Below are 18,917 nucleotides of genomic sequence, written 5' to 3' on the forward strand. Positions count from 1 at the left end.
TCGGCCTGCCAAGTGATCGACACGGCGCACGCGCCGGCGTCGCCGCGTGTCGAGCCCATCGCCGATGCGTCGATTACGCAGTCCGCGTGCGCGCTGTCCAGCGCGTCTCGGATCCATACACGCGCGACGCCGACGCTGCGTGGCATGAACACCGCTGCTTCGCTGCGCGCACCGAATGTGCATGTCGCAACGGATTTCGACGCGCGATGCACGGGGGCCTCACGTGCGAACCCCCACCGTGGAGTTGCGCATTCTGCGCGACACAGCATTCGACAGGGGGTTCCCAGCACATGAATACGACAGGCGATCACGCACGCAGCCATCTCGACCGTCCGGTCCCGACGACCGTGGTTGAGTCGACAGCGCTCCCCGCATCCGACAGTGCGGTGTCGTGGGCGGCCATCCTTGCCGGTGCAGCGGCGGCCGCCGCGCTCTCGCTGATCCTGCTGATTCTCGGCACGGGCCTCGGCCTGTCGTCGGTGTCGCCGTGGTCCTTCGAAGGCATCAGTGCCGAGACCTTCGGCTGGACGACGATCGCCTGGATCACGTTCACCGCCATCGCCGCGTCCGGGCTCGGCGGGTATCTGACGGGTCGTCTGCGCACGCGCTGGGTGTCGGTGCACGGCGACGAAACCTATTTCCGCGATACCGCACACGGCTTCCTGTCGTGGGCCGTCGCGACGCTGGTGACCGCCGCGGTCCTCACCTCGGCCATCGGTGCAATTCTGGGAACCGCGACGCAGGCCGTCGGGTCGGCCGCCGGCGCGGCGACCGGCACTGCAGCGACGGCCGTTGGTGGCATCGCGGCTGCCGGCGACGCGTCGTCGGAGCGTGGCAATGGCCTCGAGTACTGGGTCGACAGCCTGTTCCGTCGCGACGCTGCACCGGTGCAGACACTGGCAACCGCCCCGTCGGCCGGCATGGGTGACGGCGCGATGCAGCCTGCCGCCGCGACTCCGGTCGCGGCCAACGCGAACGCGAATGCGTCGGACGACCCGCGTCCGGAAGTCGCGCGCATCTTCGTCAACGGGCTGCGCTTCGACACGCTCGACCCGGCCGATGCCCGTTACGTCGCGCAGCGCATCGCCGAACGCACCGGCCTGTCCCAGCAGGAGGCCGAAGCACGCGTGACCGAGGTCCACACCCGCATGCGCGCCGCCCTCGACGACGCCGAAACCACCGCGCGCGAAACCGCCGACGAGGCCCGCAAGGCGTCGGCCTATGCCGCAATGTGGTTGTTCATCACGCTGCTGATCGGCGCGTTCTCCGCAAGCCTGCTGGCCACGTTCGGCGGTCGTCAGCGCGACCTCTGACGCCCGCGTTTCCATCCTCCAAAGGAGCTCCGCAATGAAATTCCTTCTGCTCTGGCTGCTCGGCATTCCGATTCCCCTGCTGATCCTGCTCGCGATCCTGTTCTGATCGGATCGCCGGGCGTCGACCTGCAACGCGGGGCCGGAGATGCGATCTCCGGCCCCTTTTTTGTGGGGCATGCGCTGGCCAGGGCAGCGGCGCGCTAGACGTGTGGATGGTATTCGCCGCGATCGGCCCCAGAACACGGCCCGCACAGGCCATCGTCGTCACCGACGACCCATGCCCACATCCGCTCCGGCCCGGCTTCAAGTCCGCGCCCGCGCTGCCGATAGCGCATGGAAGCGGCCCTGCCGCCATCGCTGCCGCGAGTGGCCGCGATCCATTGCCGTTCGCCCCACCCCACTGGAGCGTCATGAACGAACGTGTTGCCCGCACGGCGGCCGAGGCCAGCGTCGACGACCATATCCGCTCCGTGGCCGGCATCTCCGATGCCCTGCTGCGCCAGTTGCGGCAATCGCTGCAACGGATCGACGAGATCAACCGGGTGACCCGGATCATCTCGATGAACGCCCGCATCGAGGCCGTGCGCATCGGCGCGGCCGGACGCAGTTTCGGCGTCATCGCGCAGGAAATGGACACGCTGTCACGCAACGTCAGCGAGACCACGCAGGACATCGATCGCATGGCGGGCGAGACGAGCCTCGACCTGCAGACCCGGCTGCAGCACCTGCAGAGCGACGTGCGTCACACGCGACTGACCGGGCTGGCGCTCGGCAATATCGACCTGATCGACCGCAACCTCTACGAACGCAGTTGCGACGTGCGCTGGTGGGCCACCGATCCATCACTGGTCGACGCCGCGCTGCGGCCGGATGGCGACAGTCTCGGCCACGCCAGCCGACGTCTGTCGCAGATCCTGGACTCGTACACGGTGTACTTCGATCTGGTGCTGGCGGGGCTGGACGGCCGCATTCTCGCCAACGGCCGTCCTAATCAGTACGCGTCGGTGGGCACGGACGTCGCGGCGGAGGCGTGGTTCCAGAGCGCGGTGCGCACCCGGTCGGGCGACGACTACGGCTTCCAGTCGGTGCATGCCAGCGCGCTGGCCGGCGGCGAACGGGCCTTGGTCTATTCCTGCACGGTGCGCCACGGCGGCCGCGTCGACGGCGCGCCGCTCGCGGTGCTGGGCATCGTGTTCCGCTGGGACGCGCTGGCCCAGACCATCGTCACCCGCACGCCGCTATCGGAGGCCGAGTGGCCGCGCAGTCGGGTCTGCATCGTCGATGACGACGGACGGATCCTCGCCGATTCGAATCCGCGGGCAGACCAGGACGCGCTCGACTTCGACGGTCGCGACACGCTGTTCGCGAGTCCGCGCGCGGCCGTCGACACGAGCTGGCGGGGCCGGCCGCACTGCGTCGCGCATGCCGCGTCGCCGGGTTACGAGACCTACCGCACCGGCTGGCACAGCGTGATCGTGCAGGCGATCGGCTGAGCCGGCGCCGCGCTCAGGCCGAGGGGTCGAGAAGATCCTCGAACGTCTGGGTCGTCGGATTCCACTCGTAGACCGCGCCCGGACACTGTGCGCTCTGCGGCAGGCGCAGCTGGGTCCGGCCGCGTTCGATCGCCACCTGCACCGTCTCGATGCCGAGATTGCACGCCGGCTGCGCCAGCGTCAGCGTCTGCCGGAGCCGGCCGGTCGCCTTGTCCATGATCTCGATGTGCGTCACCGGTGTGCGCTCGTCGGGCATGGGCACCTGCACATACACGCGCTCGGTCGACGCCGCCTGCAACAGCGCGTGCGACGCGGCCGGCCAGGCGCCGTCGAGGTCCAGCGTGGCCACGAGCTCCAGCTCAAGCGGCAGCGTTCGACCGCTGCGGTAGTCGGTCCAGGTGCCCGTGAGCCGGGGCGTCGCGCGATGGAAGCTCGCGCGGTCGAAGCGCAGACGGGCACTGGGCAGTCCGGCCCCGTCCAGCTCGTCCATGCCGAAATCACGGATCTCGTGCAGGAAGGCGGGCTTGAGGCGGATCGGCGTGCGATGCCGGTCGTAGGCATAGATCGCGCGTTGCACCGCGTTCCGGCTGTGCACCACCAGCGTGATGTCGTGGCTGCCGATGCGGCCGGTGTAGATCGCATGCGAGGCCGCCGCCGGCGACCATGCGCACAGCAGCATCGCGCCCGCCGCCAGGGCAGCGGAGATCATCCATTGCCGCGCCATCAGAACCGCTCCTCGCTGCGCATCACGAACTCGAGCTGCGTCGGTGTGACGTAACGGTAGTGCCGCCACTCGATCGTGCCGGCGCGATAGTCGATGCCGCGCTGCGGCCGCAGGCTCACGCGTCCCTGGCCGTCGAAACGCAGCACGCCCTCGACGGCCAGCGCGTCCAGCGCCGTATCGCGGACGTAACCGCCCGACGCCTGGTGGACGTAGTGGTGCGCATGTTCCGACCCGCGCGTGGGATCGTCCGGCCGCACCGGCGTCACCGAAAAATCCAGCACGCCGTCGCCGTTGACGTCGGCGAACTTCAGGGTCTCGCCGCCGAAAAAGACCAGGTCCAGCCCATCCAGCACCTGCACCGCCGTCCCGGTGGCGCGATCGAGCACGGTGATGCGATCGACGCGACCGGAATGTCCGCCGACCGCCTTGCGGGCGCGTACCCGGAACTGGAAGCGCGCATCCGCGCTCGCCTGCAGCAATTCGCCGTCATAGGCGATGCGTGGATCGCTCGAAAACAGCGTCACTCGCTCCAGGCGGAGCGGTTGCTGGGCGCGGCTGCGCAGATCGATCGCGCGGCCGGTCACGGTCCGCGCACCCACTGCGAACGGCTGCAGCGCAAGCGTGCGCGCCGGCAGCCTGGGGTCGTCCATCACGTTGAGCAGCAGCGGCGCGTCGTCGCGATAGGGCGTCTTCTCCAGCGGGACCGGCCCGCCGCCGGCCGCGACCAGGTAGCCACTCATGCCGTCGAGCTGCCAGTCGTGGATCAGCATCACGTCGACCGCCGTCTCGCCGATCGTGCCGCGGTACGCGGTGATCGGCCGGGCCTGGGCGAACGCGACGCCCGACTCCAGCAGCAGCGCGCACAGCACTACGACCGCCCAGACAGCACACCGTGTCCGGCCTCCCCCACCGCATCCGTTCCGCACGCAGGCCACTCCTCGCTCCAGAGGCGGCGACCTTACGGACTTGCCCGCATTTTTCCAACCGACGCCCGCCCCACCACGTCGGTTGCGACCGCGTCCCGACCACCCCGGGCGAGCGCGTGACGCCGCTTTGGGCGACACTGCACGCCCCCTGCGCGGTACCCGCGCCCAGATCCCGGATTCCGTGAAGACTCCTGCAAGCCTGCTGACCCTGATCGACGAAGGCGTCATCGACGAAGTGATGCGCCCGCTCAAGAGCGGCAAGGAAGCGGCGGTCTACGTCGTGCGCTGCGGCGACGACGTGCGCTGCGCCAAGGTCTACAAGGACATGGCACAGCGCAGCTTCCAGAAGCGCGTGCAGTACCAGGAAGGCCGCAAGTCGCGCGGCAGCCGCGAGGCGCGCGCGGTGGCGACCGGCAGCCGCTACGGCCGCCGGCAGCAGGAAGCGGAGTGGAAGAACGCCGAGGTCGACGCGCTGTACCAGCTGCGCGAGGCCGGCGTGCGCGTGCCCGAGCCCTACGGTTTCTTTCACGGCGTGCTGGTGATGGAACTGGTCACCGACGCGGACGGTTACTCGGCGCCGCGCCTGGGCGAAGTGGAACTGGGCGAGGAGCAGGCGCGCGAATTCCACGCCGCGCTGGTGCGAGACGTGGTGCGCATGCTGTGCTGCGGTCTGATCCACGGAGATCTGTCGGCCTACAACGTACTTGTGGCGCCCGACGGCCCGGTGGTCATCGACTTTCCGCAGGTGGTCAGCGCCGGCGGCAACAATGCCGCGCGCACGATGCTGCTGCGCGACGTCAACAACCTCACCGCGACGCTCGGCCGCTGGGCCCCGGAGCTGCTCGACACCTGGTACGGCGAGGAGATGTGGGCCCTGTTCGAGCTGGGCGAGTTGCGGCCCGATACCGAGCTCACCGGACGCTTCACCTTCGATGCGCGCACCATCGACCTCGACGGCGTGCGCGACGCGATCAATGACGCGCGCGAGCTCGCGCTCATCCGCCAGCAGGGGCGCGACGAGCAGGACGAGGACTAGCGTCCACAGGCCGGCGCGCCCGTTCGGCGCACGGCGCGTGATGCCTCCCTGCACCGTCCGACCACGTTCCGATCCACGCATTGCCCATGACGCCTACACAGCCCCCAGACGACAGCGCGCCCGCACGGCGACCAGTGGCGCGGCCGACGCTGCATCCACGCAACCGCCACCAGGGCCGCTACGACTTCGATCGCCTGGTCCGGGCCAGCTCGGCGCTGTCGACGCACCTGGTGACGACGCCGCGCGGCGAGGCCAGCGTCGATTTCCACGACCCGGCAGCGGTGCGCGAACTCAACCGCGCCATTCTCCGCGCCGATTACGGCATCGCCCACTGGGACCTGCCCGACGGCGCCTTGTGTCCGCCGATCCCCGGCCGTGCCGACTACCTGCACGGCCTGGCGGATCTGCTGGCCGACACCGGCGACGGCCACATCCCGCGTGGTCTGTCGGTCCGCGTGCTGGATGTCGGCGTCGGTGCCAGCGTCATCTATCCGCTGCTGGGCCATGCCGAGTACGGCTGGCGCTTCGTCGGGGCGGACATCGACGCGACCTCGCTCCAGGTCGCCTCGGCGATCATCGCGTCGAACCGCCTCGAGCGCGCGATCACGCTGCGTCGGCAGGCACGACGCCAGCACATCTTCGAGGGGATCGTCGGCGAGGACGACCGCTTCGATCTGACGCTGTGCAACCCGCCGTTCCATGCCTCGGCCGGCGACGCCGCACGCGTGCACGACCGCAAGCGGCGTCAGCTCGGCGCCGCGGCCTCGGCCCCGCGTGGCCGCGCCGCCCCGCCCGCAGCGAACTTCGGCGGGCACGCCCACGAGCTCTGGTGTCCGGGCGGCGAAGCGGAATTCCTGCGCCGGATGGTGCGCGAGAGCGCCGACGTCGACGACCGCGTGCTGTGGTTCAGCAGCCTCGTCGCGCGCGCGGAGCATCTGTCGGGCCTGCGCCGGCAGTTGCGCCAGGCCGGTGCGATCGAGGTACGCGAAGTCGCGATGGGCCAAGGCAGCAAGCAGAGCCGGTTCGTCGCGTGGACCTTCCACGACGCTGACGCGCGCGCGGCCTGGCAGGCCGAACGGCGCTGATCGCCCCGCGACGCGGCGGCGCGGCCGGCCCTCAGTCGGCGCCGAACACGGCGGGCCCGGCCTCGCGCATGAAGATGCGCAGCGTGACCGGCCCGACGCCCTTGAACGCGAGCAGCCTGCGCTCGAAATCGGCGCGGTCGTCGGCGGCATCGGCGATGCCCAGAATCCGGCCGCCGTAGTCGTCGATCAGCGTGCGGCCCAGCAGCGACAGCCGGCGTGCGGTGGATTCGTCGTAGCGCCGGTAACCGCCTTCGCCGAGCATCCGTACCAGCGCGGCATGCCGGCAGCCGGCCAGTGCCTGGGGCGTGTCACAGCCGTGTTCGACGAGCACCCGCCAGGTGCGCGCCGCGATCGCCTGGGAGATGCGGTGGCCGAACAGCATGCTGGCGAGACACCACTTGAACAGCGCGGCTTCGTCGCGCGGCTCCACGGTGAATTCCAGATCCTGTGCGGACAGATGCCGGCGCATGTCAACGCTCCTGATGGTGACGACCGGTGCGCACGGACACCGGCGAAGGCTTGGACGCGAATCGGCGCGTCGCGATGCACGCCCGCCGGCCATCATCCATGCCGGCGGTAAACCCGGCATCGCGAGTCGGCCACGGGGTGCGGCGCGCGTGTAACCGGGCGTCCCGGTGTCTTGGCATCACACGTCGCCCGCGGTATCGGCACGATCACTGCCCGTTGCGCCGTACGCGCTGCACTTCGCGCCTCGCACGGCCGTGCACCGCCGAGGGCGCGCGTCGGCACCGATCGCACCACCGCGTGTTTGCAGGGACAATGTGCACCGGCCCCATCGCGTCACGTGACCGCGAGACATCGACCTCCAGGAGCTCCATGCGAACCTTCGTTCTCCGCGCCCGGGCGGCCCCGACCGACAGCCAGGTCCTGCTCGCGTCGGTCGGCGGCGATGCGCACACCGAAATCCTCGCGCACACGCTGATGAACGCGTTCTTCGTGGCCCAGGCGCATCGGCCCGACGTGGTGGTCTACCTGGTGCTGGAAAGCACCCGGGATTTCTCGCGCACGCTGCGGTTCGAGGTCAACGCCATGCACGACATCGGCGGCTTCGACGAGCGCACGCTGCTCGGCAAGGTGGCGCGCGGCCTGGATGCCTCACGGGGCATGGGCAAGGACGAGGAACGTCCGGTCGAAGCCGGCGTCACCGTGCGCACCACCAGCTTCGAACGCCTTGTGCAGACGCTGGCCGTCGACCATCAGCTGTTCCTGATGGACCGCAAGGGCACGCCGATCGGCGAACAGAGCTTCGCCGACGCCCCCTGCTTCCTGCTGACCGACCACATCCCGATGCCCAAGAAGACGATCCCCGGCCTCGAACGGCTGGGCGCAAAGAAGATCACTCTGGGCCCGACGATGCTGTTCGCATCGCAATGCGTGGTGCTCATCCACCACGCGCTCGACCAGCGCTGAGCCGCGCCGCCTCAGCTGCCGCGCACGCGCAGCGTGAGGCCCTTGAGGAAGTTGCGCAGCAGCTGGTCGCCGCAGGGGCGGAAGTTGCGGTGGCCGGCCTGGCGGAACAGGGCCGAGAGTTCCGGCTTCGACACCGGGAAGCCGGCGTCGACGAAAATCTGGTGCATGTCGACGTCGGTCAGTTCGAATGCGACCCGCAGCTTCTTCAGCACCACGTTGTTGCTGATGCGCGCTTCGACCGGCCGCACCGGCTGGCGCTCGTCGCGGCCGCGCCGGTGCACGATCAGGCCGTCGAGGACGTGGGCGAGCACGCTGTCGCTGCAGGCCACGTAGCCCGGCTCGTCCTCGCGCAGCAGCAGCGGCCGCACGTCGTCCTTGTCGAGGGCAAAGGCCGGATCTGCCAGATGGGCGAGATCGACGACCTTCTGGTCGCTCAGGTCGAGCATGTAGCGGATGCTGCGCAGGACGTCGTTGTTGATCATGGATCCGGGACTGGACGGGGGGAGCGCAGTGTACCGGTCGGGCCCGCCGGGCTGGCTGGACGGGCGCTCTCGGCGCGGCGAGGCGCGGAACCGACACGACGGATCGGCCGGGTTGCAGATCCGGTGACCCGGTACACATCTCGCGGCACTCCGTTCCCGGTGGACACCGGCGCCGGTCCAGGTACCGCCCCCCGGACTTCGCGCCTGCCCCGCCACTGGAGCCGCGCGAAAAAGGCGCGCACCATGGGGTGGCAGCCGCCGCGAGCGGCCTCGACCGGAGCCCGTGCCATGCACCGCATTCGCCATGCCGCCTTGCTGTCCGTCGTCCTCGTCGTGTCCCTGACCGGTTGCCGCCCGAGCCCTGCGCCGGCGGATTCCGCCGCGGCCAACGCCCCGCCGCCCGCCTCCGCAATAGAGGCCGACCCGGGCTGGCCCGCCGAGCTGCCCGTCTTCGGCGAGGGGTTCCCGAACCCCGGCGATCCCTGCCGCCGCATCGGTGAGAGCGCCGCGACCGTGAATCTTCTCGACGACAGCGCCGCCCTCGTCGGCTGCCAGTCGCCCGAGGATGCCGCGCGCCTGGGCGGTCTCATCGTCGCGACGCTCGAAAGCGTGACCCTGGTGTCCGTGCCCGACGCGATGGCGCGCCCGGGCGACGGCGATGGACAGGGCGACGCGCGGGTGGCCGGCACCCCGTACCACGCCACCGCGGAGCTCCGCTGCTCGGGCTACAAGGGCGCGGCAGCGGGGCTGTGCAAGGCCGGCGCGACCCGCGACCCGGAAACCGGCACCGCGATCGAGGTGACCCTGCCCGACGGCGCCACGCGCGTCATCTTCTTCGGACCGGACGGCCGCTTCCTGGCATTCGGCGCGGCCCAGGCCGACGGCACCGCGGCCATGACGAGCGGCTCCCGGCGCGACGGCGACACGACGATTGCGACGCTCGACGGTGAGCGCTATGAAATTCCCGATGCGTTCGTGCGCGGGGATTGATCACGCGCGGGGTTCGTTTCGGGAGGATGGACCGGGTGCGGGCGTGGCTGCGAACGGACCCGTTCGCGCGTGAGCGCGCGCCTGCATACCGCGGCAGCCCACCGTGTTCCGGCCTCACGAATCACGCGCGCCGTTGTAGGAGCGCGCTCGCGCGCGAAGGCGCTTTCCCCTAGCTCCCGTTGAACGCGCGCTGCAAACACCGCCGTGTCGACCTTCCGATGACCTTGAAACTCGCGGTCCGGCGAACGGTCCGCTGCGCAGAACCCCGAAACCCCACTCACCCCGCCCCGTCACGCTCGAAGGTGACGATGCTCCGCGTCTCGCCCTTGTCGGCCCAGTTGGGCATCACGCGCCAGGGCGTCATCACCTGCAGCCGGTCACCTTCGAGCACGAAGTGCCGCCGCTGCTCGGTGCCCACCCAGGCCGGGTTCCAGGCCACGTCCACCGCGGTCACCCAGGTCTCGCCTTCGATCCAGTAGCGCCCCGTATAGGCGATCACCGTTTCCAGCAGGCGGGCCAAGCCCTGATCGGACGCAGCGGGCTCCCGGCCTTCGCCCGTGAGCATGAACCAGACGCGGCCCTCGGCACTGAAGATCACGTAGCCCGAGGGCGCTTCGCCCATCGGCGGAAACAGCGCGCCGGTGGCCTTGACCTCGACCGCATAGGACAGCAGACGCCACGTGCCTTCGAGCACGCCGGCGGACGGACGGATCGGTGTCTCCGTCATCGGCGGCATTGCATCGGGTGTGCGGTCGACATCAAGGATCTCCTTCGCGTATGTGTAGACGACGGGATGCGGCGCACCCGTTCGAATCGCCGCAACGCAGTGTGGCATCCGCTGCCGTGAACGCGCGGCGGCATCCGGGGCACGCGCGCGTCACCGACCCTGCAGACGCACCGCGGCATCGGGCCCGGCGTGCGGTTCTGGCACGACTGCGCGCTGTCTCGATGCAACGCGAGCAGACGCGCGTCGCGGCGTTCTGGACACCAAGACACCATCCAGCGCACCCGGCACACAGTGCACACGCGCGTCATCGCCACGGCCGCATGACAGGATCGCAACACCCCGCACCCGATCATGCGTCGACGCAGCGCACATGCCGGCTGGATTCGGCTCCACACGCGCCGCGACCGGATTGACCGCCACTCCCAGGAGGCGCCCATGTCGGATCGCAATACCGCCGTCCTGCAACAGCCGAACGCCGCCGTAGCGGGCGGCGACCGCGCAGATGGTGTCGCCCACGGCCCCGGCGACGTCGCATCGCGCTTCGTCGGCGGTCGAACCCGCGTCGGCACGACAGCCGCCCGCGACGTCATGGCAGCGACCTACGTGCGCACCCCGGGGGTCGAGGTCGACCGCGTCATCACCGGGGGCGATACCGCCGCCGCGATCGGGACGATCGCCTTCACCGACGCGGACGGCCGCCGGACGCGCTCGAACGACTGCGACATCCGACATCTTCGCGACGACACGTTGGCCGCGCCGCAGGCGCTCGTCGTCGAGTTCGACTGAAGCCGATGCCGATCCGCATGCAGCGTCTCGACTCGGGCCTCGGCCTCCGCGCTCTATATTCGAACGCTGTCACGGCGAACACGCGCCGCGGGCGCCGTGGCGCCGGGCGGACTGCCGGATCGACGGCCAGCCAGCCCGGGTGCACGCGCGTCCATCCCGGCGCGCACACTGCGGAACACCGCATCCCCTGCGGCGGAGCGCGCTGATGGCCTATCGGATCAGACACCGGGACAGGACCGCCGGTCATGCACTGCGCCGCATCGCACGCGAGCAGATCAACGCTGCGTTGGCGTGCATCGACGACGGCGCGGGCGACGCGTCTACCACGATCCATGCGGTGCGCAAGCGCTGCAAGAAGGTGCGCGGCCTGCTGCGCCTGGTGCGTCCGGCGCTCGCCGATGATCCGGCCGGCAACGCCGCATTCCGCGCGATCGCCGCCCCGCTCGGCCCGCTCCGCGATGCGGACGTGCTGATCGAAACATTCGAGCAACTGGCGAAGTCCTGCCGCACCGACGAGGCCGCCCTCTTCGCGTCGCTGCGCCCCGGGCTCGATCGGCATCGCACGGACGTCGAGGCGTCGCACGATCCCGATGCGCTGTTGCGGGACGCGCGCGACGCGCTCGACGCGACGCTGCCGGACATCGACCGTTGGCGCCTGGCCCACGACGGTTTCGCCGCGTTCGAGGACGGCCTGAAGACCGCTTACCGCCGCGGGCGCAAGGCCATGCGCGCGGCCCGCCGCAGCGACGACGACGAGGCGTTCCATACCTGGCGCAAGCGCTGCAAGGATCACGCGTTCCACCTGCGCCTGTTCGAACCGGTCTGGCCGGGGCCGATGCGCGCCCAACGCCGCTGCGCCGATGCGCTGGGCGAGACGCTGGGCCTGCATCACGACCTCGCCGTGCTCGCCGCGCGGCTCCGCACCCTGCCCGACGCGGACCCGGCCGCGCTGGACGCACTCACCGTGTGCATCGACGCGCGGCAACGCACGCTGGCTGGACGCGCGGACACGCTCGGCGCCCGCCTCTTCGCCGAGCCGCCCCGGGCGCTGGCCACCAGCTGGCGGCGCCGCTACGCGGCCTGGCGGCGCGACGCCTAGACACGCCGGGGCGCATCGCCGTCCCTCACCGGCCGCGACGGGCGCATACCCGGTACAACACGCGCGCCCGACATCGTCGGGGGCACCGCACGAGGCTTGCCGCGCGGCGAGCACGGCAGCCAACGCCATGTCGCGCCAGGTGCAAGGCGTTCGACACGCGAATGCCGTCGGCCCCGCTCGCCAGTCCGCCCCAGCAAGCGTCCGAACGGCTGCGCGGCAGGCCGGCGCCCGCTACCATGCGCGGTTACGCGCGCCACTGCGCGACGGATCCGCACCCGCCGCCGGCCGCGAGCGCCGCCACCGTTCCGGAGACCCCATGCGCGACACCCGCCTTCCCGACCACCGCGGCCTGCGTGGCCGGCTGCAGCAGTTCATCACGCACCCGCGCGTGCAGGCCGGTGTGCTCGTGCTGATCGTCGTCAACGCCATCCTGCTCGGCATGGAGACCTCGCCGACGATCATGGCGGCGGCCGGCGATTTCATCCGCCTCGCGGACAAGGCGATCCTCGCGGTCTTCGTGGCCGAGATCGCGATCCGGCTGTTCGTGCACCGCGCGCAATTCTTCCGCGATCCCTGGAGCCTGTTCGACTTCGCCGTGGTCGCCATCGCGCTGGTCCCGGCCACCGGCCCGTTCTCGGTGCTGCGCGCGTTGCGCGTGTTGCGCGTCCTCCGGGTGCTGACCATCGTGCCGTCGATGCGCCGCGTGGTCGGCGCGCTGCTCGGCGCCGTGCCGGGCCTGCTGTCGATCGGCCTGGTGCTGGTGCTGATCTATTACGTCTGCGCGGTGATCGCGACCAATCTGTTCGGCCCGGTCTTCCCGGACTGGTTCGGCAATCTCGGGCGCTCGTTCTACTCGTTGTTCCAGATCATGACGCTGGAAAGCTGGTCGATGGGCATTTCGCGGCCGGTGATGGAGGAGTTCCCGTACGCCTGGGCGTTCTTCATTCCCTTCATCCTCATCGCCACGTTCACCATGCTCAATCTGTTCATCGGCGTTATCGTCGACGCGATGCAGACGGTGTCCGAGGCCGAGCACGCCGATACGCTCGACGCGCTGGATCGTACCCAGGACCACATCGAAGCCGACGTGCACCTCGAAGTGCGGGCGCTCCGCGACGAGATCCGCGCCCTGCGCACGCTGATCGAGACGCGTGCCGGGTCGTGATGCCGCGCGGTACCGCGCGTTGAACACGGCGCCCGCGTGACGACCACGCGGGATGCGCGTCGCGCGGCGGACGGGACGTCTGCAGCACGCCCGCCGCGGGCGGCACTTCACGCAGGCCCTGCGGTGCTCACGGGTACGCTGGGCCATCGACGTCCGCGTTCCGCAGACCAGGAGTGAAGCATTGAAGATCCAGTTCAACACCGACAACCATATCGACGGCAACGATGCGCTCGAAGCCCGCGTCAACGCCATGCTGGAGCAGCACCTGGGGCGCTTCTTCCCGCGCCTGAGCCGTCTCGAGGTGTTCTTGTCGGACAGCAATTCCACCAAGGGCGGTCCGGACGACAAGCGCTGCGCGCTCGAGGCGCGGCTGCAGAACGATGAGCCGATCGGTGCCAAGCACGACGATCAGAACGTCGAGAAGGCGATCCGCGGCGCCTGCGACAAGCTCAAGACGCTGCTGGATTCACGCATCGAGAAGCAGCGCGGCTACTGAAATCGCGCGACGATGCAAGCGGTGGCGGTCGCTGCAGGCGCACACGTCTGACGGCGCCGCCCATCCCGGGGCCAGTGCCGGCGCATGTCCGGCACCTGCCCGCCGCACCTGAAGGCCACCGGCCGCGGCCCCGCGCCCCGCGCCCCGCGGCGGCCGTCCTGCCTACACTGATCCGATGCCACACGACGCCGGCCTGGCCCTCGACGACAACCGTACGCCGGCGCCCCCGCCGATGGACGACGGCATGCTGCTGCGCGGCGTGCTCGTCCACGACATGCGCCGTGACCTGCGGCGGCATCTGCGGCCGATGCTGGCCTGGTATCTGCTGTTCACCGTCTTCGCCACAGTGGCGACCGCGCCGCTGACCACCTGGTCGCTGGCGGCACTGCTGCACTGGATCGAGCGGCCGCTGGCGGGCGAGTTCGACGGCGTCGCCGGCATCGCCCTGGCGCTGGGCTGGCTGATGCTGGCCGGCGCGTTCGCCTGGTTCGTCGTGATGCTGCAGCAGACCGGCATGCTGCTGGTCTCGGCCAGTCACGGGTGCCGCTACCGCACTGCCGCTGCGGCGCTGCTCGGCATGCTGCGCCGCGCCGGCCCGCTCGCGGTGCTCGCGGCGATGCAGGTCGCGGCGCATGCCGTGCTGGCGCTGCCGTGGCTGGTGACCGGCGGCCTGCTGTACCAGGCACTGCTCGGCGGCTTCGATCCCTATTACGTGCTGAGCGCACGCCCGGCAGCACTGTGGTGGTTCATCGGCGGGTTCGCGCCGGTGCTCGCCGTGGGCCTGTTCCTGCACGCGACCCTGTATTTCCGCTGGCTGCTGGCGACGCCCGCCCTGGTGCTCGAAGGACTGGCGCCAGTGGCAGCGCTCGTCCGCAGCCGCCGGCTCACCAGGGGCCGGCATCTGCGCATCGCGATCCTGGTCGTCGGTGTCGCGCTGACGGTGGCGGCACTGCCGCTGCTGGTGACCGAGCTCTACGATCGCGCCGCGACGCCGATGCTCGACTGGCTGCCCGCGCACCGGCTGCTGGTCAGCGCCGGCATGGTGGTCTACCTCACGCTGTATGCCGCCTCCGCCCTCGGCGCGCTGTTCCTCGGCACCACCTTGAACGCGTTGCTGGTGCGTGCCCTGTACTTGCGCCTCGGCGGCACGCGCAGGCGGCACGCGGTGGAGGCCGTGCCTACGCGTCCGGGCCGCTTCGTCTGGGGCGCGGAAACGGCGTTCCTGGCGCTCGCGCTGGTGCAGGCCACGCTGGCCGTGGTCAGCATGAACCTGCGCAACGAGGTCACCGTCACCGCGCATCGCGGCGCATCGACGGTGGCCCCGGAGAACACGCTCGCGGCATTCCAGGCAGCGATCGACGCACGCGCCGACGCGATCGAATTCGACGTGCGGCTGAGCGCGGACGGCGCCGTGGTGGTGTTCCACGACAGCGATTTCCGGCGCATGGCCGGCGATGCACGCGCGGTTGTGGACACCCCCCTGTCGGCGATGCGTGGCATCGACGTCGGCAGCTGGTTCGATCCCGCGTTCGCCGACCAGCGCATCACCACACTCGGCGAGGCGCTGGCGTTCATCGACCGCCGCGCGCTGGCGCTGGTGGAACTCAAGCCCGACGCCGACAACGCGGACGCACTGCTCGCGGCCGTGCTGGAGGAGGTCGAGCGCGGCGGTCATCAGGACGCCGTCATGCTGGCCTCGCTGTCCCCGGACCTCGTGCGCGCCGCCCGTGACGCCGCCCCCGGTGCGCGCCTGGCGCTGTTCGCCAATGCCGCCCTGCCGGGCACCGCACGCCGGACCGATTTCGACATGCTGGGCCTCAATCACCTGCAACTGGACCTGCGCGCAGTGGCCGATGCCCGCCGCCGCGGCTACACGCTGCAGGCGTGGACGGTGAACGACCCGGTGCGCATGGCGCGCTACATGGACCTGGGCGTCGACGACATCAGCACCGACGTGCCCGCCGAGGCCGTGCGCGTGCGCGACGAACGGGCCGCGCTCACCGATGTCGAACGCCTGCTCGCGCGGCTGCACAGCTGGTTCCGGCGTTGAGGGCCCGCGGCAGCCTCCCGATTGCCGGCCCCACGCCGTGCTCCGTATCCCGGGTCGGTTCTGGCAAGCTGGGCGCCGCTTCCGGTCCACCCGTCCGTCCGCTCACACCATGACGTCCACCCTGCCCCCGCTCGTCGATGTGCTCGATCTTCTTCCCGATGCCGTCTGTGTGGTCGACGAGCACGCACGCTATCTGTTCGTCAGTGCCAGCTTCGAGCGCATCCTCGGCTACCGCGCAGCGGACGTGCTTGGACGGCAGGCCTTCGAGTTCGTCCATCCCGAGGATCGCGACGATACCGAGCAGCAGGCCGCACGGGTGACCGATGGCGCGATCCAGCGCCATTTCCGCAACCGCTACCTCCATAAAGACGGGCATGTGGTCGACATGCAATGGGCCGCCCGCTGGCATCCCGAGTACCGCGTGCGTATCGGCGTCGGCCGTGAGATCACCGAGCTGCGACGCGTGGAGCGTGAGCTCGAGCATCTCGCCCGGCACGATCCGCTGACCGGACTTCCCAACCGCCACACCCTGCAGCAGGCGCTGGAGCAGGCCCTGGCCGACGCCCGGGCCGGCGGTGACGGCCTGGCCCTGCTCTACGTCGACCTCGATGGTTTCAAGGCCGCCAACGACGAGGGCGGACACGACGCCGGCGACCGGCTGCTGCAGGACGTGGCGACGCGACTGACCCAGGCCCTGCGCCACGGCGACGTGGCCGCACGTGTGGGCGGCGACGAGTTCGTGATCCTTCTGCCCGGCTGCCGCAGTCCCGACGCCGCGCGCCGGATCGCCGACGCCCTGCGCGCTCAGCTGCGCCCGGTCTACAGCCTGGCCGGACGCCCGTTCCAGCTCGATGCCAGCGTCGGCGTCGCCTGCTTTCCCGGAGACGGCCAGGACGCCGCCGCGCTGATCGCGCACGCCGACCGCGACATGTACGCGGTCAAGGGCCGGTCACGGCGTGCCGACCTGCGCTGACGGCGGGCCGTCCGTCGGCCTAGGTCTGGCTCAACGGTCACGGCTACGAAGCGCCGTGCACAGCGCGGCGTGGCTGAGCGCGCGGCTGTAGAGCCAGCCCTGCATCCGGTGCACGCCGGCAGCGAGCAGCGCATCCTGCTGGGCCTCGGTTTCCACGCCTTCGGCCACCACGTCGATCCCGAACGCCGCTGCCAGACTGACGATCGCCTGGATGATGGCCGTGTCGCCGGCGTCGCGCGGTAGTCCCTGGACGAAGCTGCGGTCGATCTTCAATGCATCGATCGGCAGGCGCTTGAGGTAGACCAGGGACGCGTAGCCGATCCCGAAGTCATCGATCGCCACATGCACGCCGAGCGCGCGCACCGCGCACAGGGTTTCGTGTGCGACGTCGACATCGCGCATCAACGTGGTCTCGGTGAGCTCGAGGCTCAGCCGCGCAGCGTCGAGGCCTGAAGCGGCGAGCGCCGCGCGGATCGCGTCCACCAGGCCGGGTTCGTCGAACTGCCGCGCCGACACGTTCACCCGTACCGCCAGCACCTCGCCTTGCGCGTTCGGTGGCCAGTAGGCCGCATCCCGGCAGGCCTGGGCCAGCACCCAGCCGCCCACCGCGAGCATCGAGCGTGACGGCTCCAGCACGCCGATGAAATCGCCCGCGGGGATGAGCCGGCCATCGACCCGCCAGCGCAGCAGGGCCTCGGCGGCGGTCCAGCGCTGCGTGCGCGCGTCGTACTCGGGCTGGTAGTGCAACTCGAACTCACCCCGGGCGAACCCCTCACGCAACGCACGCTCGGTGCGCAGGGCCTCGACCAGCGCGACATGAAGTGCCGAGTCGTAAACCGCGTACCCCGAACGCTCACCGGCGCCGGCCTGCGTGGCGGCTTCCTCGGCCTGGCGCAGCAGCGTCGGCGCATCGTTGGCCTCACCGGGATCGGCCAACGCGATGCCGATGGCGATGCTGGGTTCCAAATCGACGTGCTGCCAGTCCATCGCCTCGAACGCAGCCACGATGCCTTCGGCGAGGCGGATGACGGTCGGTGTTCCGGGCCGGCTGCCGACGATCAGGCCGAAGCCTTCGGTCCCGGTGCGCGCGAGCTCGACGCCCGGTCCCGCGACAGCACGCAGGCGCTGGCCGATGTGGCCAAGGACCGCATCCACACTCGGCGCCTCGGCCGACCAGGCGACGCCGACGCCCATGTCCAGCTGCACGTGCAGCACGGCGACCACCTCGCCGCTGCGATGCGGCATGGCGAGCAGGCGCTGACGCACGAGCTCGGTCATGTAGGCGCGGTTGGGCAGCCCGGTCGCGACGTCGTGCAGGCGCAGGTGTTCCACCTCGGCCTCGGCCCGGCGCCGTCGCGCGATCTCGAAGGCCATCGCGACGTAATCGCCCATGCTCGCGGCGAACGTGGCGTCCGCGCGCGACCACGCCCGGGGGCCGAGCACGCTCTCGTGGCAGATCACGCCCTGCAGTTCGCCGCCGACGAACGCCGGTGCATCCAGCAGACCCTGCACGCGGTGACGCTGCAGATAGTCGCGCAGCGCCGAATGGGACCGGGCCAGCCCGCTGGCGGCCTCGAGCTCGGCGAGCTCCAGCGTGCGCGCCTCGCCCAGCGACGCGATGTAGTCGTCCTCGTCCAGCGGCAGGATCTCCAGCGTGTCCGGCGGCGCGTGCATGTCCGACATCGCGTCGTAGGCGTGCAGGCAACGCAGGCGGGAATCACCCGCCTCGTAGCGCCACACGCTGACCCGCTCGATGCGCAGCGCCTCCGCCGCGGTCTCGCAGATCGCCGCAATGGCGGTTTCGAACGTGCAGTCCGGGCTCCAGACCGTTCGCGTGAGGGTCACGAGGGCGCGGGTGAACCGCTCACCGGGATCCTCCCGGTCGGACATCGGCATCAGCGCCAGCGCGGGCCTCAACATCTGCAACGGCATCGGACCACCTCGGGTTCAAGCGCGCAGGTATGCCCTGCGGGCGGCGTCGCGCCCACACCGACCATACTCCGAACGCACGCGTGCATCCGGTCGGGCGGCAGCGCGCCGATGCGTCTGACGCGTGGGCCTGTCGCGCACCCGCCAGCCGTGTGGACATCGGGACGGCGCGGGTACCCCTCGGACGCGCACCGGGACAGGTCACGCCGTAC

General features: G+C 70.6%; 18 protein-coding genes. 12 read left to right on the forward strand and 6 right to left on the reverse strand.

Annotated elements, in window-relative coordinates; all coding sequences use genetic code 11:
• The first annotated feature begins 290 nt into the window (after positions 1 to 290).
• A complete protein-coding gene (locus ACF3M1_RS09640; RefSeq protein ID WP_394000121.1) occupies positions 291 to 1,313 on the forward strand; it encodes a hypothetical protein in 1,023 nt (340 codons plus the stop codon).
• Positions 1,314 to 1,723: 410 nt separating this feature from the next.
• Complete coding sequence (locus ACF3M1_RS09645; RefSeq protein WP_394000122.1) at positions 1,724 to 2,806, forward strand: methyl-accepting chemotaxis protein; 1,083 nt, start codon at positions 1,724 to 1,726, stop codon at positions 2,804 to 2,806.
• Positions 2,807 to 2,819: 13 nt separating this feature from the next.
• Here the strand turns inward: ACF3M1_RS09645 and ACF3M1_RS09650 are convergent, their stop codons facing one another.
• Positions 2,820 to 3,530, reverse strand: coding sequence for a hypothetical protein (locus ACF3M1_RS09650; protein WP_394000123.1), 711 nt, complete (start codon positions 3,528 to 3,530; stop codon positions 2,820 to 2,822).
• Positions 3,530 to 4,399 carry a hypothetical protein gene (locus tag ACF3M1_RS09655; protein WP_394000124.1) on the reverse strand — a complete coding sequence of 290 codons (870 nt, stop codon included), beginning with the start codon at positions 4,397 to 4,399 and terminating at the stop codon, positions 3,530 to 3,532. The genes ACF3M1_RS09650 and ACF3M1_RS09655 overlap by 1 nt, the downstream gene beginning before the upstream one ends.
• Before the next feature lie 238 nt (positions 4,400 to 4,637).
• Here ACF3M1_RS09655 and ACF3M1_RS09660 point away from each other — a divergent pair, with 238 nt between their 5' ends.
• On the forward strand, positions 4,638 to 5,492 hold the full coding sequence (locus ACF3M1_RS09660) for a PA4780 family RIO1-like protein kinase (RefSeq protein WP_394000125.1): 855 nt from the start codon (positions 4,638 to 4,640) through the stop codon (positions 5,490 to 5,492).
• A gap of 86 nt (positions 5,493 to 5,578) precedes the next feature.
• Entirely contained in the window at positions 5,579 to 6,577 is a 999-nt protein-coding gene (rlmF, locus tag ACF3M1_RS09665) for a 23S rRNA (adenine(1618)-N(6))-methyltransferase RlmF (protein WP_394000126.1), read from the forward strand.
• Positions 6,578 to 6,608: 31 nt separating this feature from the next.
• Here rlmF and ACF3M1_RS09670 read toward each other — a convergent pair whose 3' ends face one another.
• Positions 6,609 to 7,046, reverse strand: a complete 438-nt coding sequence (locus ACF3M1_RS09670) for a DNA methylase (protein WP_394000128.1) — start codon at positions 7,044 to 7,046, stop codon at positions 6,609 to 6,611.
• A gap of 368 nt (positions 7,047 to 7,414) precedes the next feature.
• Between ACF3M1_RS09670 and trmY the strand changes: the two genes are divergently transcribed.
• The gene (trmY, locus tag ACF3M1_RS09675) at positions 7,415 to 8,008 is read left to right on the forward strand and encodes a tRNA (pseudouridine(54)-N(1))-methyltransferase TrmY (RefSeq protein ID WP_394000130.1); all 594 of its coding nucleotides are present in this window, start codon (positions 7,415 to 7,417) and stop codon (positions 8,006 to 8,008) included.
• 11 nt (positions 8,009 to 8,019) lie between these two features.
• Here trmY and ACF3M1_RS09680 read toward each other — a convergent pair whose 3' ends face one another.
• A complete protein-coding gene (locus ACF3M1_RS09680; RefSeq protein WP_394000132.1) occupies positions 8,020 to 8,490 on the reverse strand; it encodes a DUF1456 family protein in 471 nt (156 codons plus the stop codon).
• A 243-nt stretch (positions 8,491 to 8,733) separates the two neighbouring features.
• Here ACF3M1_RS09680 and ACF3M1_RS09685 point away from each other — a divergent pair, with 243 nt between their 5' ends.
• Positions 8,734 to 9,480, forward strand: coding sequence for a hypothetical protein (locus tag ACF3M1_RS09685; RefSeq protein WP_394000134.1), 747 nt, complete (start codon positions 8,734 to 8,736; stop codon positions 9,478 to 9,480).
• A 277-nt stretch (positions 9,481 to 9,757) separates the two neighbouring features.
• On the opposite strand, the gene ACF3M1_RS09690 is transcribed toward ACF3M1_RS09685, so the two are convergent.
• A complete protein-coding gene (locus ACF3M1_RS09690; protein ID WP_394000136.1) occupies positions 9,758 to 10,207 on the reverse strand; it encodes a lipocalin-like domain-containing protein in 450 nt (149 codons plus the stop codon).
• A 351-nt stretch (positions 10,208 to 10,558) separates the two neighbouring features.
• On the opposite strand from ACF3M1_RS09690, the gene ACF3M1_RS09695 reads away from it, so the two are divergent.
• The 6 genes from ACF3M1_RS09695 (at position 10,559) to ACF3M1_RS09720 (ending at position 16,776) form a co-directional block, all read left to right on the forward strand.
• Positions 10,559 to 10,993 (forward strand): hypothetical protein, encoded by a 435-nt coding sequence (locus ACF3M1_RS09695; RefSeq protein WP_394000138.1) that lies wholly within the window; start codon positions 10,559 to 10,561, stop codon positions 10,991 to 10,993.
• 205 nt (positions 10,994 to 11,198) lie between these two features.
• Entirely contained in the window at positions 11,199 to 12,092 is an 894-nt protein-coding gene (locus ACF3M1_RS09700) for a CHAD domain-containing protein (RefSeq protein WP_394000140.1), read from the forward strand.
• 316 nt (positions 12,093 to 12,408) lie between these two features.
• Positions 12,409 to 13,257 carry an ion transporter gene (locus tag ACF3M1_RS09705; protein WP_394000142.1) on the forward strand — a complete coding sequence of 283 codons (849 nt, stop codon included), beginning with the start codon at positions 12,409 to 12,411 and terminating at the stop codon, positions 13,255 to 13,257.
• A gap of 181 nt (positions 13,258 to 13,438) precedes the next feature.
• Entirely contained in the window at positions 13,439 to 13,753 is a 315-nt protein-coding gene (locus ACF3M1_RS09710; RefSeq protein ID WP_394000144.1) for an HPF/RaiA family ribosome-associated protein, read from the forward strand.
• Between the two features lie 175 nt (positions 13,754 to 13,928).
• Positions 13,929 to 15,803, forward strand: a complete 1,875-nt coding sequence (locus ACF3M1_RS09715; RefSeq protein ID WP_394000145.1) for a glycerophosphodiester phosphodiesterase family protein — start codon at positions 13,929 to 13,931, stop codon at positions 15,801 to 15,803.
• Between the two features lie 109 nt (positions 15,804 to 15,912).
• Positions 15,913 to 16,776, forward strand: a complete 864-nt coding sequence (locus ACF3M1_RS09720; RefSeq protein WP_394000147.1) for a diguanylate cyclase domain-containing protein — start codon at positions 15,913 to 15,915, stop codon at positions 16,774 to 16,776.
• Positions 16,777 to 16,806: 30 nt separating this feature from the next.
• On the opposite strand, the gene ACF3M1_RS09725 is transcribed toward ACF3M1_RS09720, so the two are convergent.
• Positions 16,807 to 18,708, reverse strand: coding sequence for a putative bifunctional diguanylate cyclase/phosphodiesterase (locus ACF3M1_RS09725; protein ID WP_394000148.1), 1,902 nt, complete (start codon positions 18,706 to 18,708; stop codon positions 16,807 to 16,809).
• Positions 18,709 to 18,917 lie beyond the last annotated feature (209 nt).

The organism is Luteimonas sp. WGS1318, assembly GCF_043187535.1.
Classification (GTDB): domain Bacteria; phylum Pseudomonadota; class Gammaproteobacteria; order Xanthomonadales; family Xanthomonadaceae; genus Luteimonas.